This window comes from Mesorhizobium sp. L-8-10 (assembly GCF_016756635.1).
In the GTDB taxonomy this organism is placed as follows: Bacteria; Pseudomonadota; Alphaproteobacteria; order Rhizobiales; family Rhizobiaceae.
Genome location: NZ_AP023263.1, coordinates 7,841,242 through 7,864,780 on the forward strand (window position 1 = coordinate 7,841,242; position 23,539 = coordinate 7,864,780).

Below are 23,539 nucleotides of genomic sequence, written 5' to 3' on the forward strand. Positions count from 1 at the left end.
GATGGCGACGCGCGCTCCTTCGCTCGACGCGGCCGCGACCCTCCGCCAAGGCCAACGCCCCGCGGGCGTCACGGGGTTTCCGCTGGCCTGGGCCGCCGCGATCCTCGCCTTCGTCCTGCTCTGGCAGTTCGGCGAGGATTTCGCGGGCTGGGCGTTCGACTATCCGAAGACCTTCATCATTCCGGCGGCCCGCTGGATCAGCGACGCGATGAAATGGCTGCTCAACGAGGCGAGCTTCGGCCTCTTCACCTTCACCGAGCTTACCCGCTTCATCGCTGCCGTCATCGACGTGCCTTACCGGCTGGCCCTCAGCCTGCTGTCGACCGGCTTCCTCTCCGGCCAGGGCTCGGGGGCGGCGCAACTCCTGCCGCCGCTCTCCTGGATCGCCGTGATCGCGATCATGATCCTGACCGGCCTCCACGCAGGCGGGACCCGGCTCGCGCTCCTGGTCGGTGCGTGCTTCGGCTTCCTCGCCGTCTTCGGACAGTGGGACAGCGCCATGGTGACGCTCGCCTCGATCATCGTCGCGGTGCCGCTCGGGGTCGCCGGCGGGCTGCTGCTCGGCATCGCCGCCTATCGCTGGCCGCGTTTCGAGGCCGCGCTGAAGCCGCTGCTCGACCTGATGCAGACGATCCCGGTCTTCGCCTATCTGGTGCCGATCCTGTTCCTGTTCGGCTTCGGCCCGACCGCGGCGATCGTGGCGACGCTGATCTACGCCATGCCGCCGATGACCCGGATCACCGTCCTGTCCCTGCGTTCCGTGCCGCCGGAGATCCTCGACCTGGGCAAGATGACCGGGTGCACGCGCCGCCAGATGACATGGCGCCTGCTGGTGCCCACGGCCAAGGACAGCCTGATGGTCGGCGTCAACCAGGTGATCATGCTTTCGCTCAACATGGTCATCATCGCCTCGATGATCGGGGCCGGCGGCCTCGGCTTCGACGTGCTGGCCGCGCTGCGCCGGCTCGACATCGGCGCCGGGCTGGAAGCAGGCCTTGCGATCGTGGCGCTCGCCGTCGCACTCGATCGCCTGAGCCAGGCCTTCGCCGATCGCGCCGCCGCGCCGGCCGCGCCGCCGCCCGGAACGGGCCTCGCCGAGCGCCATCCCTACACGCTCGCGGCGGTCGCCCTGGTCCTGATCACGGGCCTGGCCGGCCTCGTCCTGCCCGCGGTGCAGACCTATCCGGAAAGCCTGCAGGTCTCGACCGCCCCGTTCTGGTCGCAGTTCGTCGCATGGATCAACGTCAACTTCTTCGATGTGCTGGAGGCCGCCAAGAACGCGGTGCTGCTCAATATCCTCGTACCGTTCAAGCGGCTGCTCTCCGGCCTGCCCTGGTTCGGGGTCGCCGGGCTGCTCGCCTTCGCCGGCTATCGGCTCGGCGGCATCCGGCTCGCCGCGCTGGTCGGCGCCCTCGCCTTCCTGATCGCGGCCACGGGCCAATGGGAGAAGGCGATGGTGACCGTCTATCTCTGCGGCATCTCGGTGATCGTCGCGGCCCTGCTCGGCATCCCCGTCGGTATTCTCGCGGCCGAACGCGACAGGCTGTGGCGCTGGCTGCAGGTGGTGATCGACACGCTGCAGACGCTGCCTTCCTTCGTCTATCTCATGCCCGCGGTGATGCTGTTCCGCGTCGGCGACTTCACCGCCATGATCGCCGTCGTCGCTTTCGCCGTCGCGCCGGCCATCCGCTATACCGTGCTCGGCCTGCAAAAGGTCGATCCGCACCTGATCGAAGCCGGCCGGGCGATGGGCTGCACGCGCTTGCAACTGCTGACCAAGATCAAGCTCAGGCTGGCGCTGCCCGAGATCCTGCTCGGCATCAACCAGACGATCATGTTCGCCCTGTCGATGCTGGTCATCACCGCCCTGGTCGGCACGCGCGACCTGGGGCAGGAGGTCTATATCGCGCTAACCAAGGCCGATACAGGGCGCGGCATCGTGGCGGGACTGGCGGTGGCGTTCATCGCCATCATCGCGGACCGGCTGATTTCGGCGGCAAGTGCCCGCGCCAGAGCGCGGCTCGGCCTGACATGAGAGGGCTGCGATGACCGCCAATGAAGACAGGATCCGTGCGCTGCCGATCTGGCAAGGCAGCGTCTCCATCGAACCCATGCATGGCGGCATCAGCAACGAGAGCTATCTGGTAACCGACGGCGCCGGCAAGCATGTGGTGCGCTTCGGCAAGGACTATCCGTTCCACCACGTCTTCCGCGACCGCGAAGTGATGACAGCGCGGGCCGCGCATCAGGCCGGCTTCGCACCCGAACTGCAATATTCGGAGCCCGGCATCATGGTGTCGGCCTATATCGGGGCGAGGACCTACGGCCCAGAGGACGTTCGCGCCAATCCCGAGCGCATCGCCCGGCTGATGCGGCAGTTCCATGAGGAAATGCCCAGGCACGTCTCCGGCCCGGGTTTCATGTTCTGGGTCTTCCATGTCATCCGCGACTATGCGCGAACGCTCGAGCGCGGCGGCAGCCGCAAGGTGCCGGAATTGCCGTCCTATCTGGCGCTTGCGGAGGAACTCGAGCGCGCGCAGGCGCCGCTGCCCATCGTCTTCGGCCACAACGACCTCCTGCCGGCCAACTTCCTCGACGACGGGCAGCGGCTGTGGCTGATCGACTTCGAATATGCCGGCTTCTCGACCGCCATGTTCGACCTTGCCGGGACCGCCTCCAACGCCGGAATGACGCAGGAGCAGTCGCTCAGCCTGCTCACCGCCTATTTCGGCCGGGAGCCCGACCTGCCGATGCTGCGCTCGCATGCCGCCATGCAATGCGCCTCGCTGCTGCGCGAGGCGATGTGGAGCATGGTGTCGGAGCTCCACCTCAATGCGCCGGGCGCCGACTACGTCGTCTATACGGGCGAGAATCTCGCCAGGCTGGACGCAGCGCTCGACCGCTACCGCACGACCTACGGAAAGACCCCATCATGACCCTGCCAAGCCATGCCCAGATCGTCGTCATCGGCGGCGGCATCATCGGCTGCTCCACCGCCTATCACCTGGCGCGCGACCACAAGGCCGACGTCGTCCTTCTCGAGCAGGGGCGGCTGACGTCGGGCTCGACCTGGCACGCCGCGGGGCTGGTGGGCCAGTTGCGGTCCTCCGCCTCGATCACCCGGGTGCTGAAATATTCGGTCGATCTCTACAAGCGCCTCGACGCGGAGACGGGCCTCGCCACCGGCTGGAAGATGACCGGGTGCCTCAGGCTGGCGACGAACCAGGACCGCTGGACGGAGTTCCGCCGGCTGGCGACGACGGCACGGAGCTTCGGCATAGACATGGAACTTCTGTCGCCGGCCGAAGTGAAGCGGATGTGGCCGCTGATGGAGGTCGGCGACCTGGTGGGCGCGTCCTGGCTGCCGACCGACGGCCAGGCGAGCCCCTCCGACATCACCCAGTCGCTCGCCAAGGGCGCACGCATGCACGGCGCCAGGCTGTTCGAAGGCGTGCGCGTCACCGGCTTCGCCATGAAGGACGGCCGCATCGCCGCGGTGAAGACGACCAGGGGCGACATCGCCTGCGAGAAGGTGGTGAATTGCGCCGGCCAATGGGCGCGCCAGGTCGGCGCCATGGCCGGGATCAACGTGCCGCTGCAGCCGGTCAAGCATCAATACATCATCACCGAGAGGATCGACGGGCTGGCGACCGACGCGCCGACGATCCGCGATCCCGATCGCCGGACCTATTTCAAGGAGGAGGTCGGCGGCCTCGTCATGGGCGGCTACGAGCCCGACCCGCAGGCCTGGACGACCGGCGACGTGCCCGACGACTGGGAGTTCCGCCTGTTCGACGACGACTTCGACCATTTCGAACAGCATATGACCCAGGCGATCGAGCGCATTCCCGCGCTCGCACGGGCCGGCGTCAAGCAGATGATCAACGGGCCCGAGAGCTTCACGCCCGACGGCAACTTCATCCTCGGATCGGCGCCGGAATGCTCCAACATGTTCGTCGGCGCCGGCTTCAACGCCTTCGGCATCGCATCCGGCGGCGGCGCCGGCTGGGTGCTCGCCCAATGGGTCGTCGACGGCGAGGCGCCGCTCGATCTCTGGGTGGTCGACTTGAGACGCTTCTCGAACCTCCATCGCGACCGGCAATGGGTGGCGGACCGCACGCTCGAGGCCTATGGCAAGCATTACACCATCGCCTTCCCGCATGAGGAATATGTCTCGGGCCGGCCGGCGATCGTCTCGCCGCTCTATGAGAAGCTGAAAGGCCACAACGCGGTGTTCGGCTCGAAGCTCGGCTGGGAGCGGCCGAACTGGTTCGCGCCGCCGGGCACGGAAGCCCGGGACGTCTATGCGATGGGCCGCCAGAACTGGTTCGATGCGGTCGGCGAGGAGCACCGGCATGTGCGCGAGAAGGTCGGCATCTTCGACCAGTCGTCCTTCGCCAAATACGAGCTTTCCGGCCCGGACGCGCAGAAGGCGCTCGACTGGATCTGCGCCAACGACACCGGCAAGCCGGTGGGGCGGCTGACCTACACGCAGCTTCTCAACACCCGCGGCGGCATCGAGGCCGACCTGACCGTGGCGCGCCTGGCGGAGGAGCGGTTCTACATCGTCACCGGCACCGGCTTCCGCACCCATGACCTCGCCTGGATCCGCGACCACATCGCGCCGTCGCTCAACGCGGCACTCGTCGACGTGACCGAGGATTTCGGTACGCTGTCGCTGATGGGCCCGAGCGCGCGCCATGTGCTTCAGGCGGTGACGGATGCCGACGTCTCGAACGCGGCCTTTCCTTTCGGCCATGTGCGGGAGATCGCCATAGCGGGCCACAGGGTCAGGGCGCTGCGCGTCACCTATGTCGGCGAGCTCGGCTGGGAACTGCATGTGCCGATCGCCGCGACGGGCGACGTCTTCGACGCACTGATGGCATCAGGCAGGCCGCACGGCATCCGGCCGGTCGGCTACCGCGCACTGGAATCGCTGCGGCTGGAAAAAGGCTACCGCGCCTGGGGTTCCGACATCACGCCCAACGATACGCCTCAGGAGGCAGGCCTCGGCTGGGCGGTCAAGCTGCGGAAGAACACCGATTTCATCGGCAGGCGGGCGCTGGAGGCGATCAACGGCGCACCGCTGAAGAAACGGCTTGCCGCCTTCACGGTCGACGCGCCCGACATCGTGCTGGTCGGCCGCGAGACCATCCTGCGCAACGGCGAGCCCGTCGGCTACCTCACCAGCGGCGGCTATGGCTACACCGTCGGCAGGAACATCGGCTACGGCTATGTGCGCAACGCCGACTACGTATCCGACGATTTCCTGGCCACGGGCGACTTCGAGCTGGTGGTGGCCATGGAGCGCACGGCGGCGACCGTCCACATGGAACCGCTCTACGACCCGGCCGGAGCGAAGGTGAAGTCGTGATTTCGATGGAGACGAATGAATGACCGGCTCGTTGCGTTCCCCTCCGGCTTGCCCGCCGGAGCAAGGCATGGAGGACAAACGCCCATGACCTTCCACGCGGACCGCCATGTCCACATCCTCATCATCGGCGGCGGAGCCATCGGCACCTCGGTCGCCTACCATCTCGCCCGCGACGGCGCGAAGGACGTATTGCTGGTGGAGAAGGCGCAGCTGACCCACGGCTGCACCTGGCACGCCGCGGGACTTGTCGGACAGCTTCGGGGCAAGCGCAACCTGACCCGGCTGATGCAGAATTCCGTCGCCGTCTTCGACCGGCTGGAGCAGGAGACCGGGCAGCATATCGCCTGGAAGAAGGTCGGCTCGCTGCGGCTTGCCGGCAGCGCCGCACGCTGGAGCGAGATCCGCCGCTCCATGACCCAGGCAAGAAGCTTCGGCGTCGAATGCCATTCGTTGTCGGCGCAGGAGGCGGCCGAGCGGTTTCCCTTCATCGTCAAGGACGGCATCCAGGGAGCGGCCTATATCCCCGGCGACGGCTATATCGACCCCTATTCCCTGACCATGGCCTATGCCAGGGGCGCGCGCATGAACGGCGCCAGGATCGAGGAGGGCGTCACCGTCGAGGAGATCGTGGTGGAAGACCGGCGTGCCGTCGGCGTCGTCACCAATGCCGGCACCATCGGCTGCGACATCCTCGTCAACTGCGCAGGTCTCTGGGCGAAGCGCGTCGGCAGGATGGCCGGCGTGCCGCTCGCGGCCGGGGTCGTGGAGCACCAGTATTTCCTGACCGAGAAGAAGCTGACGCTCGATCCCGACCTCACCACGCTGCGCGATCCCGACAACAATTTCTATCTGAAGCCCGATACCGGAAGCTTTGCCATCGGCGGCTGGGAAGACGGCACCCGGGGCTGCTGGCGCGGCGAGCCGCCACTCGATTTCGGCCGCGAGCTGTTCGCGCCCGACATGGAGCGGCTGGCGCTCTTCGCCCTGCCCGCCGCCGACCGCCTGCCCGTGCTGAACGAGATCGGCATCCAGACCGTCATCAACGGACCGATCCCGATATCCTTCGACGGGGAGCCGATCCTGGGGCTGGCGCCGGAGCTCGACAACTTCTTCGTCGCCTGCGGCTTCACCGCCGGCATCGCCGCTTCGGGCGGGGTCGGCCTCGCGCTCTCCAATATGATCCTGCATGGCGATGCCGGGATGGATCTCTGGCCCTTCGACGTTCGCCGCCTCGGCGCGGTGCAGGCCCAGGGACGCTATCTCGAGGAACGCGCCGTGGAGGCCTATGGCGCCTATTACAAGATCCACTGGCCGGGCGAGGAAGCACATGCCGCGCGCGGCCTCCGACGCTCGCCGCTGCATGAGGCACTCGGGGCCAGGGGCGCGCAGTTCGGATCGAAATTCGGCTGGGAGCGCCCGAACTGGTTCGCGTCCAGCGGCGAGACGAGAGATGACCCGTCCTTCGAAGGCAAGCCGAACTGGTTCGACGCGGTCGGACGAGAGGTGAAGGCCATCCGCGAGCGCGCGGCGCTGATCGACCAGACGTCCTTCTCCAAATTCGAGATTTCTGGCAAGGGCGCGCTGGCCGCGCTGCAACGCATCGCCGCCAACGACCTTTCCGGACCGCCTGAGAAGGCCGTCTACACCCAGCTCTGCAACGAGAAGGGCGGCATCGAGGCCGACGTCACGATCCTGCACCTGCGCGACGACCTGCTCTATCTGATCACCGGATCGGGTTTCGGGGTGCGCGACAGCCATTGGGTCGGGCGGCATCTTCCGGCGGATCTCGCCTTGCGGGACGTGACCGACCAGTTCGCGACGATCAATCTGTGCGGGCCGGCGGCGCGGCAGATCCTCCAGTCGGTGACCGACGACGACATGTCCAACGCCGCCCATCCGTTCCTCGCCGCCCGCTTCATCGAGCTGGGTCACGCGAACGTGCTCGCCGTGCGCATCGGCTATGTCGGCGAGCTCGGCTACGAGCTCTACATTCCGCAGCCCTATGCCGCCCATCTCTATGAAACGCTGCGGGCGGCGGGCGAAGCTTTCGGCATCGCGGACGCCGGCTACCGCGCGATCGACGCCTGCCGCATGGAAAAGGGCTATCTCTACTGGTCTGGCGACATCACGCCCGACTACAACCCCTATGAAGCAGGCCTCGGCTTCGCGGTCGCGCTCGGCAAGGGCGACTTCATCGGCCGCGATGCGCTCGCCAGGATCAAGGCCGGGGGCGTGAAGCGGAAGCTCTGCTCCTTCACCGTCGAAGGCTTCGCACCGTTCCATGGCGGCGAGGCGATCCTGTCCAGCGGCAAGGTGGTCGGCTGGACCTCGTCCACCGGCTATGGCTACACGCTCGGCAAGACCATCGCCTTCGGTTATCTGCCGGTCGAGCTGGCTGGCGCGACCGATTTCGAGATCGAGGCCTTCGGCAAGGCCTATGCGGCGCGGCGCGGGCCGCGCACGCTCTACGACCCCGAGATGAAGAGGCTGAAGGCATGACCGACGACCATGGCCTCGCACTCGCGCGCGAGACGCTGCGGTCCCTGCCGCTCCTGTCGGACTATGACGGCCCGGTCGAGCGGCTCGGCGGGCTGACCAACCTCGTCTTCCGCGTCGGCGACCACTGCCTGCGCATTCCCGGCAAGGGCACCGAGGAATATATCAACCGTGCCAACGAGGCGCAGGCGGCGCGCGAGGCCGCACGCGCCGGCGTCAGCCCGGAGGTCGTGTTCTTCGACGAGAAAAGCGGCATCATGGTCACCCGTTTCGTGGCCGGGGCTGAGACGCTGTCGCCGGAAGGCTTCAAGACGATCCGGGGCGCCCCGGCGCGCGCCGGCAGGATCTTCCGGAAGCTGCACGGCTCGGACGCGGTCTTCCATTTCCGCTTCGAACTCTTTTCGATGATCGACGACTATCTGAAGGTTCTTTCCACCAAGGAGGTCTCGCTGCCTCAGGGCTACCACGACGTCGTGCGCGAGGCCGATACCTTGCGGGCCGCGCTTGCCGCGCATCCGCTTCCGCTCGCCGCCTGCCACTGCGACCCGCTTTGCGAGAACTTCCTCGATACGGGCGACCGCATGTGGGTGGTCGACTGGGAATATGCGGGGATGAACGATCCGATGTGGGATCTCGGCGATCTTTCGGTGGAAGGAGGATTCGACGCGGTTCAGGACGAGCAGATGATCGAAGCCTATTTCGGCGGCGAGCCGCGCCCGGCCGAACGCGGCCGCATCGCCGTCTACAAGGCGATGTGCGATCTTCTGTGGACGCTGTGGGGCCTGATCCAGCTCGCCAACGGCAACCCGGCCGACGACTTCCGCAGCTATGCCGACCGCCGCTTCGCCCGCTGCAAGGCCCTGATGGAGACGGCGGATTTCGCCCGGCATGTCGACGCGGTCCGGCGGGGATAGGTCGCGCCGCGGACAGTCGCCCTTGCCCGCGATCCTTGCGCCCCTCCCAAAAAGGCGATGATTGGTCTGTGAATTCGCGCCTCAAACGATGGAAAGCCTGGAATCGCGATGCAGGTCAAAAGGCTGAAGGACGCCGATCGGCGCTGGCTGATCAAGACAGGCAGCGCCTCCCTGGTGCTGTCGCTGACGGCATGCCAGAGCGTGCTCGATATCGGCGAGACGGCCGGAGATGCGAAATCCGGTGCGACCTATCTGACCTCGATCCGCTCCGAACACGGCCTGCCGCCGCTGCATTCCGACCCCACGCTCGAACGCGCCGCGCTGCAGCAGGCCGGCTACATGGCCAGGAGCGGCCGGATGGAGCACACGACCGGCTGGGGCAAGGATTTTGCCTCACGCATGAAGGACAACGGCATCGACGGCGCGGCAGCCGAGAACATCGCCCATGGCGGCATGGAGCCGGCCGAGCTGTTCACGCGCTGGATGAACTCCAGCGGCCATCGGCGGAACATGCTCGACCCACGCTTCTCGCGCTTCGGCCTCGCTTATGCGCGGGAGGCCAAGGACACGCACAAGCGCTACTGGGCATTGGTACTGGGGCGATAACAACATCATTTTCGACGGTTTGCGGCTCGCCCCTCATCCGACTGAAGCAAAACGGTTTTCGGCGCTGCTTTCATGGCAGGGCAGCACCGACGATCAAAGGCTGGCGCCAATCTTGCAACTGCCGCCTACTGTTTCTTCGGGAGTTTCTTCACTGCAATGGGCGGCGCTCCGTAGATCACCACCGGGCGCCCCCACGGCCATTGATCATACATGGCGGCGCGCTGGTCCGCGCTGCGGTTGAGGTCGATCCTCTGCATGCATTCGGCAAAGGCGTCATTGCGTTTCGTGAAGCCATAGGAACGGCATTTCGCCTCGTCCGCCGCGCGACGCTCCTCCGCGGTCATGCAACCGCTGGAGAACCCCGCGATCGCTGAAAGGACAAGGATCCTGCGCCACATCTCCCGAATCTCCTCACGGCAAACATGACATGCATTGTATAGTTTGCTGCAATGCCGGATAGTCCCTGCGTCGAAACTCGCTCCTCAGGATGAGGTTCCCGCGCATCGCAGGGACGCCTGGCAAATTCGCCAGCCCCGAGAATTCCATCAAAGCCAGAATTCTATCAAAGCTTGCCTTGCGGCGCGAGCAAGGCGAGGACAGGCAATGCAGGCAATGTCTCAGCCTGAGATCGGATTCTTGGCTTCGATTGCAATGGGGTCGGTTTCGATCAGCCGAAGCGATGTCACCATGTCTGCCGTTTGCGTCTTGTATTTGAGAAAGTGCGCTGTGGCCAAATGAGCCTGATAGGCAGCCTGGTCGGCGTAGCCTTCGATCACGCGCACCGCATTTCGGCTCTCCTTCACCGACACCGCGAAAAGGAACATCACCCCGGGCTCGAGCCGAACCGAGGCCTCGATTTCTTCCGCCAGCAATGCGGTGTAGGCGTCGATGCGATCCGGGTCTATTTCCAGTTCGGCGATCCTGACGATCATCGAGTCGCTCCGCTTCTTGTGGAGCCGCGCTCCCCCGCCTGGCACAACGCTCAATCAGTACGGCACGACATGGCGCCGCGTCACGTCGGACGGCCGCCCTGCCAGGGAAAGCCGCGTCTTCTGCTTCGTGCGTTCCGCGACGACCTTGCCTCCGGCGATGACGCAAAGCCGCTCCGCGCGCAGCCGCAAGGCCTCGATGGGGTCGCCGGCATCGAGCACCACCAGGCTCGCCTTCCTGCCGGCGGCCAGCCCGTAGTCGTCGAGCCCCATGATCGCGGCATTGACGTTGGTGACCATGTCGAAGCAGCGCCGCATGTCGGCCGGGCTCGACATCTGCGCGACATGAAGCCCCATGAAGGCCACGTCGAGCATGTCGGCGGCGCCGAGCGAATACCAGGGGTCGAGGACGCAATCCTGGCCCCAGCCGACGCGGATGCCATGGCGCAGCATCTCGGGAACGCGCGTGAGCCCGCGCCGCTTCGGGTAGGTGTCGTGGCGGCCCTGCAGCATGATGTTGATCAGCGGATTGGGGATCGCCGAGACCTCGGCCTCGGCGATGAGCGGCAGGAGCTTCGAGACGTAATAATTGTCCATGGAATGCATGGAGGTGAGATGCGACCCGGCCACCCTGCCCTGCAGCCCGAGCCGCTGCGTCTCATAGGCCAGCTGCTCGATATGGCGCGAATGCGGGTCGTCCGTCTCGTCGCAATGCATATCGACCATGAGGCCGCGCGCGGCCGCGATCTCGCAGAGCTCGGTGACGGAGCGCCGGCCGTCCTCCATCGTGCGCTCGAAATGCGGTATGCCGCCGACGACGTCGACGCCCATGTCGAGCGCGCGGACGGTGTTCTGCCGCGCCGTCGCGAAACGGTAGAGCCCGTCCTGGGGGAAGGCGACGAGCTGGAGGTCGATATAGGGCGCGACTGTCTTTTTCACCTCCAGCAGGGCCTCGACCGCGAGCAGCCGGTCGTCGCAGACGTCGACATGCGTGCGGATGGCGAGCAGTCCCATCGACACCGCCCAGTCGCAATAGGCGAGCGCGCGCTCGCGCACGGCTTCGTGGGTGAGCTGCGGCTTGAGTTCGCCCCACAGCGCGATGCCCTCCAGCAGCGTGCCCGAGGCGTTGATGCGCGGAATGCCGTAGGAAAGCGTGGCATCCATGTGGAAATGCGGATCGACGAAAGGCGGCGAGACAAGGTCGCCGCTCGCATCGACCACCCTGCCCGCCTCCGCGGCTATGTTCTCCTCGATCGCGGCGATCCGGTCCCCGCGGATGCCGATATCGGCGGTCCTGCCGTCGGGCAGCGTGCCACCCTTGACGATAATGTCGAAACTCATCGCTCGCCTTTCTGGTACGGGATCATCAGGGCCTTGGGATAGGTCGCGCGGCGCGCCACCAGGATCAAGGCCAGGATCGACAGGGCATAGGGCATCATCAGGAAGATCTGGTAAGGCACGACGCCGCCGGAGAGCTGCTGCAGCCTGATCTGATAGGCATCGAAGGCGGCGAACAGGATCGCGCCGAGCAGCGCTTTGCCCGGCCGCCACGAGCCGAATACGACCAGCGCGATGCAAATCCAGCCGCGGCCGTTGATCATCTCGAAGAAGAAGGAATTGAAGGCCGACATGGTGAGGAAGGCGCCGCCGACCGCCATCATCGCGGAGCCGGCCACCACCGCACGCATGCGGATGCCGCTGACGCTGATGCCCTGCGCCTCCACGGCCGAGGGGTTTTCCCCGGCCGCGCGCAGAGCGAGGCCGAGCGGCGTGCGATAGAGCGCCCAGGCGACGACGCCGACGCTCAGGAAGGCGAGATAGGTGAGCGGCGTCTGCGAGAACAGCGCTTCGCCGAGCACCGGGATGGCGGAAAGTCCGGGGATAGGCCAGGGCTGGAAAGGCTCGATCTTCGGCGGCGAGGTGACCTCGGGAAGCGCCAGCCTGTAGGTGAAGTAGGTGAGGCTCGTGGCGAGCAGGGTCACGCCGATCCCCACCACATGCTGCGACAGGCCGAGCGGCACGGTGAGCACGGCGTGAAGCAGACCGAACATCGCGCCGGCGAGAGCGGCGACGACGACGCCCGTCCAGAGATCGCCCCCGGAATAGACTGTGAACCAGCCGGCGAAGGCGCCGACGGTCATGATGCCCTCGATCCCGAGATTGAGCACGCCGGCACGCTCGCAGATCAGCTCGCCCATGGTGGCGAAGATCAGCGGCGAGGCGATGCGGATCGCGGCGACCCAGAAGGAGGCGGTGAAGAGGATTTCGAGGGCTTCCATCAGGCGGCGTCCTCTGACAGCGAAGCGCCTGGCAACCCCTGCCATGAAAGTAGAACGGAAAGCCTTTTGATTTCAGTCGGATAAGGCTTTGCCAGATACCCCTCTCCGTCCTGCCGGACATCTCCCCCACAAGGGGGGAGAGTGGCTGTCATCGATGACGGCATTCGTCCTGCGACGTTGACGATTGGCGAAACCCAAGCGGCCGGCCAGTCTCCCCCCTTGTGGGGGAGATGTCCGGCAGGACAGAGAGGGGTACGAAGATACGTGGCACTTTCATCCAGGATGGCGCCCGACGCCGGCCGGATGAGGGGTGCTCTCGACGCCGACATCCTCACCTCCATTTTATCCTGAACCGCGTCAGCAGGATCGCCGTCACCATGGTGAGCAGCGCGGTCGCGGTCATGACGTCGGCGATGTAGCTCGGCACCCCGGCCGAGCGGCTCATCGCGTCGGCGCCGACGAAGATGCCGGCGACGAAGATTGCCGACAGGACGACGCCGAGCGGGTTGAGCATGGCAAGCATGGCCACGACGATGCCGGAATAGCCGTAGCCCGGCGACAGGTCGAGCGTGAGGTTGCCCTTGAGGCCTGCAACTTCGGAGAAGCCGGCAAGGGCGGCGAGCCCTCCGGACAGCATCGCGGTCTTCATCAGCACCGGATTGACCGGTATGCCGGCAAAACGCGCCGCTTCCGGATTGTGGCCGACGGCACGCATCTCGTAGCCCAGCACCGTCTTCTTCATGACCACCCAGATCGCCACGGAAGCGATGAGCGCCAGCACGAAGCCGTAATGCAGGCGCTTGCCCCGGATGATCCGGGGCAGTTGCGCATCGGCGATCACCTTCGAGGATTGCGGCCAGCCGAGCCCGGTCGGATCCTTCAGCGGGCCTTCCAGCAGCATGGAAACGAAGAGCAGCACGATGAAGTTGAGAAGCAGCGTCGTCACCACTTCGTCGACGCCGAAGCGGGTCTTGAGCAATGCCGGCCCGAGCAGCAGCAGCGCGCCGGCCGCCATGGCCGAAACGGCGATGACGGGCAGGAGCAGTACAGACGGCAACGGCAGAGCGCCGGTGCCGAGCACGACCGTGACCACCGCGCCGACATAGAGCTGCGCTTCGGCGCCGATGTTCCAGAGCTTCGCGCGGAAGGCGACCGCGACCGCGAGCCCGGTGAAGATCAGCGGCGTCGCCCGGGTGAGCGTCTCCAGCGCGGCGAATTGCGAGCCCACCGCTCCCCTGGCGACGAGATAGAGGACCGAAAACGGCGATGCGCCGGCGGCGAGCACCAGAAGCGACGTGAAGACCAGCGTCGCCACGATCGCGCCGAGCGGGAACAGCAGGAGGACGGCGAGCGACGGCGCGGGTTTCGGCTCAAGGCGCATGGTTCGCTCCGGCTGGTCTCGGCGTACCCCTCATCCGACCGCGCGAAGCGCGGCCACCTTCTCCCACAAGGGGAGAAGGGAACGCCTGCAGCAGCGTATCGGTCAATCGCAAACGCCGGTGATTTGCAATTCCGGCAAAACTGGGCCCCGCCCTTCTCCCCTTGTGGGAGAAGGTGGCCTCGCGAAGCGAGGTCGGATGAGGGGTACGCCGCAAGGTGCTGGCGATCCCAGGAGAACGTCTCACGCCGCCGCCTCCGAATGTCCCGCCATCAGTTCCCCCAGTTCCCGGATCGAGCGTTCACCTCGCGCCGACGGCGTCGACAGCCGGCCCTTGGAGATGACCGCGATGCGGTCGGACAGCGCCAGGATCTCCTCCAGGTCTTCCGAGATCAGCAGGATCGCCGCGCCGCGCTCCCGCGCCTCCAGCAGCCTTCGGTGCACATAGGCGACGGCGCCGACATCGAGGCCGCGCGTCGGCTGGTTTGCGAGGATGATCGATGGTTCCGGATCGAGCGCCCGGCCGAGGATGAGTTTTTGCATGTTGCCGCCGGACAGGAGCCTGATGCGCGTTTCCGGCGACGGGCATTTGACGTCGTAGTCGCGGATGAGGCCGGCGGCAAAATCGCGCGCTGCACCCCAGTCGAGGAGGCCGCGGCGGCTGAAACGCACCGAGCGATAGCGCTCCGAGATCACGTTCTCGGCGACGCTCATATCGGCGATCGTGCCCACCGCGTGGCGATCCTCCGGTATGCGCGCGACGCCGCTGTCGAGCGCGGCCCGCGGCGACCAGTCGCGCGGCTCGGCGCCGTTGACGGCGATCCGGCCCGCCGAGGGCCGCAGGGTTCCGGCGATCAGCCCGGCGAGCGCCGACTGGCCGTTGCCCGAGACCCCGGCGAGGCCCATGATCTCGCCGCCCAGAAGCGTCATCGACACGCCGTCGAGACGGGCGCCCGTACCCGCAGAGGCGGTCGAGACCTGGTGAAGCGAAAGCAGCGCCGCGCCGCGGCGCACCGGGGTCACCGGAGGCGAGACGACCTCCTGCCCGACCATCAGAGCGGCCAGTTCCGAGCGGCTGGTGGCAGCCGTGGCGCGCTCTCCCGCGAGCCTGCCTGCGCGCAGCACCAGAACGCGGTCGCTCACGGCCATCACCTCATGCAGCTTGTGCGAGATGAAGATGATGGACAGGCCCCTGGCGACGAGCAGCTTCAGCGTACCGAACAGAGCCTCGGTCTCACCCGGCGTCAGCACAGCCGTCGGCTCGTCGAGGATCAGTATGCGCGCATCGCGATAGAGCGCCTTGAGTATCTCGACACGCTGGCGCTCCCCGACCGACAGCGTCGCGACCGTCGCGTCGGGATCGACCGCCAGGCCGAAATCGGCGGAGAGCTGGCGGATGCGCCTACGGGCGGCGCCACGGTCCAGCCGGGGGCGCCACAACGCCTCGGTGCCGAGCGCGATGTTCTCCATCACGGTCATGTTGTCGGCCAGGGTGAAATGCTGATGCACCATGCCGATGCCGGCCGACAGGGCCGCCTTGGGATCGCCCGGCGGAAGGCTCCTGCCGAAGGCCTCGACCGCGCCTTCGTCGGCCACGTAGTGCCCGAACAGGATGTTCATCAGCGTCGTCTTGCCGGCGCCGTTCTCGCCCAGCAGGGCGACCACCTCGCCCTGTTTCAGGTCGAAGGAGATCGCGTCGTTGGCGACGAGCGTGCCGAAACGCTTGGTTACGCCGGAGAGACGCAGGACGGGAGCCGGGTCGGTGCCTGCTTGTGAGCCGGGAGTTTCCATCAAGTTCCTGGGCGGGTCGAATATTCGAGGGTCTGCCCAACATCACATCCGTCAGTTCCCACAGACGGGGATACGATGCCGGCAGGCAGATGAGAAGCAGCGTCGGAGCTCGATGCCACCCCTCATCCGGCCCTTCGGGCCACCTTCTTCCCGTTGACGGGGAGAAGGGAAGAGGTGCTCAGCCCGACTTCGGCTCGCCGTCATTGATCTCCACGGTGAAGGAGCCGTCCTTGATGGCCTTCTCCTTCTCGGCCACCTTGGCCTTCACCGCATCGGGCACCTTGCCCTCGAAGGTGCCGAGCGGCGCGAGCGAGCAGCCGCCGTTCTTCATGAAGGAATAGACGCCGTAATCGTCGGCCTTGAAAGTGCCGGCCTTGACCTCGGCGATGGCCTTGTCGAGGGTCGGCTCGAAATGCCACAGCGCAGAAGCGACGACCGTTTCGGGATAGTCGGCCTGGGTATCGATGACATTGCCGATGGCCAGCACGCCCTTCTCCTTCGCCGCATCCGAAACGCCGAAACGCTCGGCATAGAGCAGGTCGGCGCCGCCGTCGATCTGGGCAAAGGCCGTCTCCTTGGCCTTGGGCGGATCGAACCAGGAGCCGATGAAGGACACCTGGAACTTCGCGTCGGGGGCGCTCTCCTTCACACCCGCCATGAAGGCGTTCATCAGCCGGTTCACTTCGGGAATGGGATAGCCGCCGACCATGCCGATGTTCTTCGACTTCGTCATGGCGCCGGCGATGATGCCCGACAGGTAGGAAGCGTCCTGGATGTAGTTGTCGAAGACGGCGAAGTTGGGCAGGGCCGCGTCCGGCTTGAAGCTCGATCCTTCCAGGAAGGCGATATCGGGATAGTCCTTGGCGACGGAGCGCGCGGCGTCCTCCACGCCGAAGACCTCGCCGACGATCAGCTTGTGGCCGGCCTCGCAATATTCGCGCATCACGCGCTCATAGTCGTTGTTGGACGTGTTCTCCGAATAGACATATTCGATGTCGCCGCGATCCTTGGCTGCATTCGCGGCCTTGTGGATGCGGCTCACCCATTGCTGTTCGACCGGCACGGTGTAGATCGCCGCGACCTTGATGGGATCGGCGGCCAGCAGTCGGCCCGGCAGGCCGCCGAATGCGGCAAGGGCGGTACCGGCGCCCGCGGCTTTCAGCACGGCGCGGCGCGACGGAAGAAAAGGACGTTGTCCTGATTGCAGTCTCATGATTGTTCGACCCTCTGGCTTGTCCGATGTCTTCTTGGCGAAGCTTTTTATCGTCTGGTCAAGGTTAGGCGAAATCCGCCGCACCGGCAATGCGGCGTCCCTCTCTTCCCCGGCCGAATGATCAGAAGCCGCCGCCGGACGCCGCGCCGGAAGCCAGCAGCAGCACATAGGACACCACCGTGACGATGAGCCCGCGGAAGGCCCGACCGACGTGACCGTATTTCGAGCGGTTGATGGCCGAGAGGTTGTCGACATTGCCCAGATATTCGCGGAACAGATAGTCGGGCTTGTCGCCGCCATTGTGTGCGGCGAGGAACGCCTCGCGATTCGCCGGCCAGCCGCCCCAATAGAGCGAGGTCGACGTGGTGCGGTGGCGCGGCAGCACGACCAGGATCGCCGAAACCATAGAGACGACGGCCGAGATCGCCAGCGCCGCGGAGAAGACGATGACCAGCGGATCGCCGTTCAAGTAGCGGTTGAGCGTAAAAACCCCCCTGCCTTCGGCCGAGGAAACGAGGAAGGCAATCATGAAGGTGAATATGTAAGCCGCCTTCTGGTCGGCGATCCGGATCTGGTCGTAGAATACGTCGTTTATCTTCTTAAGGTGGTCAAGATAGAGTTTTGGCTCGGACGATTCTTCAGCAGCCTCCGCTTCGGCTACTTCAGGTAGAGTCGATTCGACTTGTTCGATATCCATGATGAAATGTCCGTTGCCCAAATTTTGAGCGCTTTGTTGCCGAAGCGTCGAGCCGTCGCCAATGAAAACTTGACACTCCAATCGATTTGCACACATATCCTCGACCCGAGAGGCGGCACAAGAAAAAGAAAAAGACATGCGCAAGTTTCGGGCGGGGGTGGCAGCACTTGCGGTGCTGGGGTGTATGGTATCGGCGCATGCCGAGATCTTCCCGCGATCGCAGCCGGCCGCAGGGTCGGTCATAGCCCGCAAGTCGGGCGAAGAGGTCCAGTTCATCGATCTCGCCGGTTGGCGCGGCGTCGACATCAGGCAGAACCTGCTCGCCGGCGACGAATTGCGCACCAACGCCTATGGCCACCTTGCAATATTGTTCGCAGACGACACCCAACTGCGCATGGGCCGCAACACGACGCTGGTCGTGAAGAAAGTCGGCGACGCCTCGGACAGCGAGTTCATGCTGCAGTCGGGCACGATCTGGGCGCGCGCGCAGCGTGGCGGCGCCGGCCTGACGGTCGAGACGCCGGCCGCCGCCGCGGCGATCCGCGGCACCGACTGGACCATGACGGTCGAAGGCGACAAGACCTCGCTGATCGTGCTGGAAGGCGTGGTCGAACTCTCCAACGAGTTGGGCTCGGTTCGCATCGCCCAGGGCGAGGCGGCGGTTGCGCGCATCGGCCAGGCGCCCACCAAGGTGGTCATCGTCGCGCCGAAGGACCGCGAGCAGATGCTCTATTATCTGACCCTGCGCCAGTCCTTCGCCTCGATACCCGCATCGCCGCTCTCTTCTACTGATATGCGGGCCGAGCGTGATCGGATATCGGCCAAGCCGGAAAGCGCACGCAGCGCGGAGGACTGGCTGGTTCTCGCCGAGGTATCGCTCACCTATGACGGCAGGCAGGCCGCACAGGCCGCCGCCGCGCAGGCGCGCACCTTTCGGCTGACGGCGGGACAGAAGGCACGCCTCGATCTGATCGACGCCCTCATGGCGGGCGCAGATCAGCAATATGCCGAGGCGGCGCGGCTGTTCGAACAGGCCGCCACCAGACTCGACGCGAGACGCCGCGCCGTCGCACTCTACGGAGGTTACTTCGCGCGCGCACTTGCTAGTCCGGACCATGTCGAGCAGCCGCCCGTCATTCGCGGCGGCGGGCCTCAGGCAGCCCTGGCCGAAGCATGGGCCGCCGGCTTCCTCAAGGACCTGAAGAGTGCGACGGAAGTGCTGCGGCGCGCCGAGGCGCAATATCCCGACGACCCGACATTGCCAGCTTACCGGGCACAGATCGCCATTCTGCTCGACGATCGCGAGCAGGTGGAAGCAGCTGTCGAGCGGGCGCTGACGCTCGATCCGGACGAACCCACGGCATTGGAGGCGCGCGCCACTTACAAGGCCGGCATCAAGAGCGATCTGGACGGTGCGCTCGCCGACCTCGAACGCGCCACTGCGATTGCGCCCGGCTCGGTGACCATTTGGAACGCGCTCGGGAATCTGCAAAGCGAACGCGACGCTGAACGCGAGTCGGAGGCGGCGCTGAAGCGCGCCATTGAGCTCGAGCCCAACGACCCGGTAGCCTACGCCAATCTAGCCTTCATCTATCTCGACCAGGATCGGGTAGAGGAAGCCAAGGCGCTGATCGACAAGGCGATCGCGGTCGACCCCTCCTTCGACATCGGCCTCGTCGCGCGCGGCCGCTACTATCTGCAGACCGGCGAGATGGACAAGGCCATGCAGGACCTGCTCGCAGGCTCAACGGCCAATCCGGCTTATGCGCAGGCGCTTTTGCTTCTTGCCGGTGGCTATTTCGAGAAGGGCGATCAGGAGGCCGGAGAGCAGGCTTTGGAGAATGCCGACCGACTCGACCCGAATGATCCGGTCATATCGAACATGGCTACCGTAGTTGCGATAGACGACTACGATTCCGACCGAGCGATCCTGAGCGCCCAGGAGACGTTGAGACGGTCGCGGGCACGGGGTGGCGCGTATGCACCGCTCAGCGCCAACAAAGATGCCGGTTCGACAGTCAACGATGCTTTCCGCCTGCAAGGCCTCGATGCCTGGGGTCGCTATTACGGCGACATCGTCTTCGACCCCTTTACGGCAAGCGGCTATGTCGACCAAGCGCTTGCGGGCAGCGCAGACCCATTTGCGAATCAGCCGGACTTTGGCTCGATACAGGCTGAACCTGTACCTGGCCTGCCGGGCTTCTCATCATTCTTTCAGGGCCTGATGCTCGACCCCCAGATGCTCTCGGCACCTGAGCGAGGTATCTATCTCTATCGCAAACCCTTCTTCGAAAGCGCGCTCGGTGGCGGCTTTACGAACAGCGGCGGCAATTGGGGGTGGAACACTGAAGCGGAGTTGCGTTCGTATTCAGCCACACCAGTGCCGTGGACCACGTTCCTGCAGTTCAGCGCCCAAGAAGATTCGGAGCAAAGACCGTTAAACAACCCATCGGAGCCGATCCTGATCGGTTCATCTCTCGATACGAATTACAAGCTCCTAAGCGGGTCCGGATTCGTGACTGCCAGCCCGACACCAAACGATCGAATTGTTACGTATTTCAATGTGACATCGAGTGATCAGCGATATGAGGGAAATCTAGCTCCGGGAATTATACCACCCGGAGTGCTCGTGGAATTTGCCGACGAATCCGACTCTCGACTTTCGACCGGGGCGGCAGCCTGGAGCCATACTTTCGGCTACCGCAACGTGGCAAGCGTTGCCGTATTTGCAAGCAACCTCGACAGGAAACAAGATAAGATACGCGCGTTCCCGCAAATCGACCCTGATACCGGGACCGCAGCAAATGTGCGAATCCTAGACAACGAGTCAAACAACCAAAGTGCCTACCTGATCGCCGCAAATCATATGCTTGGGGTCGGCGATGCAGTGATCCGCTACGGAGCGGAGGGAGGTATCATAGATCTGGACTATTCTCGCAGCACGTTTCTTTCGTTTCCCGATTTCCCTATCATACCGCCGATCCAGCTTCTGGATGAGAAAGCGGCAGGAACCGCCGGAGTTGGCCGCACGTATCTCGACGTTTTGTATGGGCTCTCTCCTGGTCTGCAAATCGACGGAGGGCTCTCCGGCATATTCATCAGCGGCGGCTCCATCGAAATCAACAGGCTCGAGCCCCGACTGGGGATCAGTTGGTCTCCCGCCGACGGACATTGGCTACGCGCCGGCTTCCTCCGCGAGACGATGCTTGTGGGCTCGACAACGCTCGCACCCATCGGGGTCCTCGGACTGCAGTCCAATCAAGCTCCACTGGGCCTTGGTGGCTATAGTGACAGCACCATTGCGCGGTGGGACGCCGAGTGGACCAGCCGCTTCTTCACAACCGTCGAGTACCAGCACCAGGAACTTCATGGCCTATCAATCGATCAGCCGGCGCAATTCGGCTCCATCGATCTCACCAAGGGCCGTATCGACCGCGTGAGCGCTACCGCAAATGCTTGGCTCGGTCATGGCTTCGGTGCATTCGCGACTTTCGCTTATGCGGATTCGAAGAATCAGGATCCAATCAGCCTAGGATTTGGAGGGCCATTGCCATTCGTACCGGAGACGACGGCGAGGTTCGGGCTGACTTATGTCAATCCATGGAATGTGAAGGCCACGGCCGCCGCGACCTATGTGGGATCGCGTTCCGGCAATGCCGTGGGTGACAGGCTTGAAGGCTACTGGACAACGGACGCATTCCTGACCTGGGAACCATTCGACAAGCGTCTCGAACTCCAATTGGCGGCTTACAACATCCTGGACCAGAAATTCGACGTGGCGATTGATGGAACGACGGGCGTTCCAGGCTGGGGCCGAACCCTCGTCGGATCATTGAAGGTCCGCTTCTGATGTCGCCTCGCTGGACCTCGTCCGGCGCGCCGAAGAACGCCGTCTCCGACCCGAACGATCGCCGCCGCGGCATCGTGCTGATCGCCTTTGCGACCCTCTTCGTGCTTTTGCCGCTGTCGCTCACCGTCCCGTGGCGGTTGGTGGAGGCTCGCGCCTTCGACTATCTCTCCACGCTTTCGCCGCCGCCGCGCCCCGCCGACGGGCCGGTCGTCGTCGCGATCGACGAGCCTTCCTTCGCCGAGTTCGGGCTGCAATGGCCCTGGCCGCGCGACCTGCATGGCAGGCTGGTCTCGGCGCTGCGCGAGGCCGGCGCCAAGGTGATCGGGGTCGACGTCATCTTCGCCGAACCGTCGCCCAGGTCCGGTGCCGATGCGGCCCTCGCCGCGTCACTCGGCCCCGATGTGGTGCTCGCCGGCGACCTCACCAGCATCGAGACGGCGCAGGCCGCGCAGACGCTGCGCGTGGAGCCCCTGGCCGCGTTCACCGACAGGGGCGCGAGATCGGGCCTCGCCTCGATCGTGCTCGACCCCGACGGGACGCTGCGGGCCGTGCCGCGTTTTCCCGACAGCTTCGGAGCCGTGCTTCTCGAAATGAGGAGAGAAGAGGCGACGCCGCTGCCGCATGGCGCGCTGCTGCAGACCTTCGGCCCCGCGCGCAGCTATCCTACCGTTTCCTACTATCAGGCGCTTGCCCCGGCCGAGTTCCTGCCGGACGGCTATTTCGAGGGCAAGACCGTGATCGTCGGCCTGTCGATGCAGTCGGCGCCGACGACGGAGGCCGGCGGGGCCGATGCCTTTCCGACCTCGCAGACGCTGCGGACGGGGCGGTTGATGTCCGGGGCCGAGATCCATGCCACGGTATTGGACAATCTGCGCGCCGGCCTCTTCATCCGCACGATCTCGCCGGAGACCCTGCTGTCGGTCGCGGCGCTCGCGGCGGCCCTTGCCGGCATCACCGTCTGGCGCGGCACGGGCTGGCACACCATAGCGGCCGTGGCCGGCGCGATCGTCGTTTGCGCAGCAGGAAGTTTCCTGCTCCTGCGTTTCGGCCGCGTCTTCGTGCCGCCGGTGACGCCGGCGCTCGCCTTCGTCGCGGTGGCAGCGGGGCAAGGCGCGCGCGACTACGCCGCCGAGCGGCGCATGCGCCGGACAATCACCCGCGCCTTCTCGCAATATCTGTCGCCAGTGATGGTCGAACGGCTGGCGAGCGACCCCTCACAGCTCCAGCTCGGCGGGCAGAAGCGGACGATCACCGTCCTGTTCTCCGACATACGCGGCTTCACGACCATAGCGGAGTCCATGAAGGACGATCCGCAACGGCTCACCGCGCTGATCAACCGGCTGCTCAATCCGCTTTCGGCCGCAATACTCGAAGCCGGCGGGACGATCGACAAATATATCGGCGACGCCATCATGGCGTTCTGGAATGCGCCACTCGACGACGCCGACCATGCGGCCCACGCGGTCGGCGCCGCGCTCGGCATGCTGAAGGCCGTCGACCGGCTCAATGCCGAACTGGCCGCGGAGGCCGAAGCCGCCGGCATGACGCCGATCCATCTGGCGATCGGCGTGGGGCTGAACACCGGCGACTGCGTGGTGGGCAACATGGGTTCCGACATCCGCTTCAACTATTCTGTGCTCGGCGATCCCGTGAACCTCGCCGCGCGGCTGGAGGGCCAGACCAAGTCCTACGGCGTGCCCATCCTGCTCGGCGAGGGAACGGCGCGAGGGGCGGCCGGCGATTTCTCCGTGATCGAGCTGGACCGCGTGCTGGTGAAGGGCAAGACGGAAGCCGCGACCGTATCGACGGTCGTGCCCGAGGCCGATGACACGGCCCGCGCCGAACATCGGTCATTCCTGGACGATCTTTATGCCGGGCGCCCGGCGGAGGCGGTGGCTCGGCTCGACGGGCTGGCGCAGCGGCTGCCGGCCTTGGCGGACTATTACGGCATCATGCAGGCGCGGCTGCAGGGGAAGTGAGGTGAGCGATAGTCTTGCTATGCTTCAGCAAGT

The 23,539-nt window shown here is 65.4% G+C and carries 16 protein-coding genes; 8 read left to right on the forward strand and 8 right to left on the reverse strand.

The window, feature by feature from the left end; all coding sequences use genetic code 11:
• Position 1: 1 nt before the first annotated feature.
• The 6 genes from JN280_RS36430 to JN280_RS36455 all read left to right on the forward strand — a co-directional run bounded on the left by JN280_RS36430 (position 2) and on the right by JN280_RS36455 (position 9,390).
• Positions 2–2,035, forward strand: a complete 2,034-nt coding sequence (locus JN280_RS36430) for an ABC transporter permease (protein ID WP_202309032.1) — start codon at positions 2–4, stop codon at positions 2,033–2,035.
• Between the two features lie 10 nt (positions 2,036–2,045).
• Positions 2,046–2,936 carry a phosphotransferase gene (locus JN280_RS36435; protein WP_202309033.1) on the forward strand — a complete coding sequence of 297 codons (891 nt, stop codon included), beginning with the start codon at positions 2,046–2,048 and terminating at the stop codon, positions 2,934–2,936.
• Positions 2,933–5,374 carry a GcvT family protein gene (locus JN280_RS36440; RefSeq protein WP_202309034.1) on the forward strand — a complete coding sequence of 814 codons (2,442 nt, stop codon included), beginning with the start codon at positions 2,933–2,935 and terminating at the stop codon, positions 5,372–5,374. Before JN280_RS36435 ends, JN280_RS36440 begins: the two co-directional genes overlap by 4 nt.
• An 84-nt stretch (positions 5,375–5,458) precedes the next feature.
• Positions 5,459–7,873 carry a GcvT family protein gene (locus JN280_RS36445; RefSeq protein WP_202309035.1) on the forward strand — a complete coding sequence of 805 codons (2,415 nt, stop codon included), beginning with the start codon at positions 5,459–5,461 and terminating at the stop codon, positions 7,871–7,873.
• Positions 7,870–8,784: a phosphotransferase family protein gene (locus JN280_RS36450; RefSeq protein ID WP_202309036.1), complete on the forward strand. Its 915-nt coding sequence runs from the start codon at positions 7,870–7,872 to the stop codon at positions 8,782–8,784. The genes JN280_RS36445 and JN280_RS36450 overlap by 4 nt, the downstream gene beginning before the upstream one ends.
• A gap of 108 nt (positions 8,785–8,892) precedes the next feature.
• Positions 8,893–9,390 carry a CAP domain-containing protein gene (locus tag JN280_RS36455; protein WP_202309037.1) on the forward strand — a complete coding sequence of 166 codons (498 nt, stop codon included), beginning with the start codon at positions 8,893–8,895 and terminating at the stop codon, positions 9,388–9,390.
• A gap of 125 nt (positions 9,391–9,515) precedes the next feature.
• Here the strand turns inward: JN280_RS36455 and JN280_RS36460 are convergent, their stop codons facing one another.
• From JN280_RS36460 to JN280_RS36495, 8 genes are all read right to left on the reverse strand, one after another.
• A complete protein-coding gene (locus JN280_RS36460; RefSeq protein WP_202309038.1) occupies positions 9,516–9,788 on the reverse strand; it encodes a hypothetical protein in 273 nt (90 codons plus the stop codon).
• A gap of 219 nt (positions 9,789–10,007) precedes the next feature.
• On the reverse strand, positions 10,008–10,322 hold the full coding sequence (locus tag JN280_RS36465; protein ID WP_202309039.1) for a putative quinol monooxygenase: 315 nt from the start codon (positions 10,320–10,322) through the stop codon (positions 10,008–10,010).
• Positions 10,323–10,376: 54 nt separating this feature from the next.
• Positions 10,377–11,660: an amidohydrolase family protein gene (locus JN280_RS36470; RefSeq protein WP_202309040.1), complete on the reverse strand. Its 1,284-nt coding sequence runs from the start codon at positions 11,658–11,660 to the stop codon at positions 10,377–10,379.
• Positions 11,657–12,598: an ABC transporter permease gene (locus tag JN280_RS36475; protein ID WP_202309041.1), complete on the reverse strand. Its 942-nt coding sequence runs from the start codon at positions 12,596–12,598 to the stop codon at positions 11,657–11,659. The genes JN280_RS36470 and JN280_RS36475 overlap by 4 nt, the downstream gene beginning before the upstream one ends.
• Positions 12,599–12,929: 331 nt before the next feature.
• Positions 12,930–13,979: an ABC transporter permease gene (locus JN280_RS36480; RefSeq protein ID WP_202309042.1), complete on the reverse strand. Its 1,050-nt coding sequence runs from the start codon at positions 13,977–13,979 to the stop codon at positions 12,930–12,932.
• Positions 13,980–14,219: 240 nt separating this feature from the next.
• Positions 14,220–15,767, reverse strand: coding sequence for an ABC transporter ATP-binding protein (locus tag JN280_RS36485; RefSeq protein ID WP_202309043.1), 1,548 nt, complete (start codon positions 15,765–15,767; stop codon positions 14,220–14,222).
• 178 nt (positions 15,768–15,945) lie between these two features.
• Entirely contained in the window at positions 15,946–16,980 is a 1,035-nt protein-coding gene (locus JN280_RS36490; RefSeq protein ID WP_202309044.1) for a BMP family protein, read from the reverse strand.
• A 121-nt stretch (positions 16,981–17,101) separates the two neighbouring features.
• Positions 17,102–17,815, reverse strand: a complete 714-nt coding sequence (locus tag JN280_RS36495; RefSeq protein ID WP_342216146.1) for a Pycsar system effector family protein — start codon at positions 17,813–17,815, stop codon at positions 17,102–17,104.
• Between JN280_RS36495 and JN280_RS36500 the strand changes: the two genes are divergently transcribed.
• Both JN280_RS36500 and JN280_RS36505 read left to right on the forward strand, forming a co-directional pair.
• Positions 17,814–21,527, forward strand: coding sequence for a FecR domain-containing protein (locus tag JN280_RS36500; RefSeq protein WP_202309045.1), 3,714 nt, complete (start codon positions 17,814–17,816; stop codon positions 21,525–21,527). The two genes, JN280_RS36495 and JN280_RS36500, sit on opposite strands and share 2 nt — an antisense overlap.
• Positions 21,527–23,506 carry a CHASE2 domain-containing protein gene (locus JN280_RS36505; protein ID WP_202309046.1) on the forward strand — a complete coding sequence of 660 codons (1,980 nt, stop codon included), beginning with the start codon at positions 21,527–21,529 and terminating at the stop codon, positions 23,504–23,506. The genes JN280_RS36500 and JN280_RS36505 overlap by 1 nt, the downstream gene beginning before the upstream one ends.
• The last annotated feature ends 33 nt before the right edge of the window (positions 23,507–23,539 follow it).

Excerpts from the sequence above, each read along its gene's own strand:
- JN280_RS36430 (WP_202309032.1), top strand. The coding sequence starts at position 2 with ATGGCGACGCGCGCTCCTTCGCTCGACGCGGCCGCGACCCTCCGCCAA.
- JN280_RS36435 (WP_202309033.1), top strand. The coding sequence starts at position 2,046 with ATGACCGCCAATGAAGACAGGATCCGTGCGCTGCCGATCTGGCAAGGC.
- JN280_RS36440 (WP_202309034.1), top strand. The coding sequence starts at position 2,933 with ATGACCCTGCCAAGCCATGCCCAGATCGTCGTCATCGGCGGCGGCATC.
- JN280_RS36445 (WP_202309035.1), top strand. The coding sequence starts at position 5,459 with ATGACCTTCCACGCGGACCGCCATGTCCACATCCTCATCATCGGCGGC.
- JN280_RS36450 (WP_202309036.1), top strand. The coding sequence starts at position 7,870 with ATGACCGACGACCATGGCCTCGCACTCGCGCGCGAGACGCTGCGGTCC.
- JN280_RS36455 (WP_202309037.1), top strand. The coding sequence starts at position 8,893 with ATGCAGGTCAAAAGGCTGAAGGACGCCGATCGGCGCTGGCTGATCAAG.
- JN280_RS36460 (WP_202309038.1), bottom strand. The coding sequence starts at position 9,788 with ATGTGGCGCAGGATCCTTGTCCTTTCAGCGATCGCGGGGTTCTCCAGC.
- JN280_RS36465 (WP_202309039.1), bottom strand. The coding sequence starts at position 10,322 with ATGATCGTCAGGATCGCCGAACTGGAAATAGACCCGGATCGCATCGAC.
- JN280_RS36470 (WP_202309040.1), bottom strand. The coding sequence starts at position 11,660 with ATGAGTTTCGACATTATCGTCAAGGGTGGCACGCTGCCCGACGGCAGG.
- JN280_RS36475 (WP_202309041.1), bottom strand. The coding sequence starts at position 12,598 with ATGGAAGCCCTCGAAATCCTCTTCACCGCCTCCTTCTGGGTCGCCGCG.
- JN280_RS36480 (WP_202309042.1), bottom strand. The coding sequence starts at position 13,979 with ATGCGCCTTGAGCCGAAACCCGCGCCGTCGCTCGCCGTCCTCCTGCTG.
- JN280_RS36485 (WP_202309043.1), bottom strand. The coding sequence starts at position 15,767 with ATGGAAACTCCCGGCTCACAAGCAGGCACCGACCCGGCTCCCGTCCTG.
- JN280_RS36490 (WP_202309044.1), bottom strand. The coding sequence starts at position 16,980 with ATGAGACTGCAATCAGGACAACGTCCTTTTCTTCCGTCGCGCCGCGCC.
- JN280_RS36500 (WP_202309045.1), top strand. The coding sequence starts at position 17,814 with ATGCGCAAGTTTCGGGCGGGGGTGGCAGCACTTGCGGTGCTGGGGTGT.
- JN280_RS36495 (WP_342216146.1), bottom strand. The coding sequence starts at position 17,815 with ATGTCTTTTTCTTTTTCTTGTGCCGCCTCTCGGGTCGAGGATATGTGT.
- JN280_RS36505 (WP_202309046.1), top strand. The coding sequence starts at position 21,527 with ATGTCGCCTCGCTGGACCTCGTCCGGCGCGCCGAAGAACGCCGTCTCC.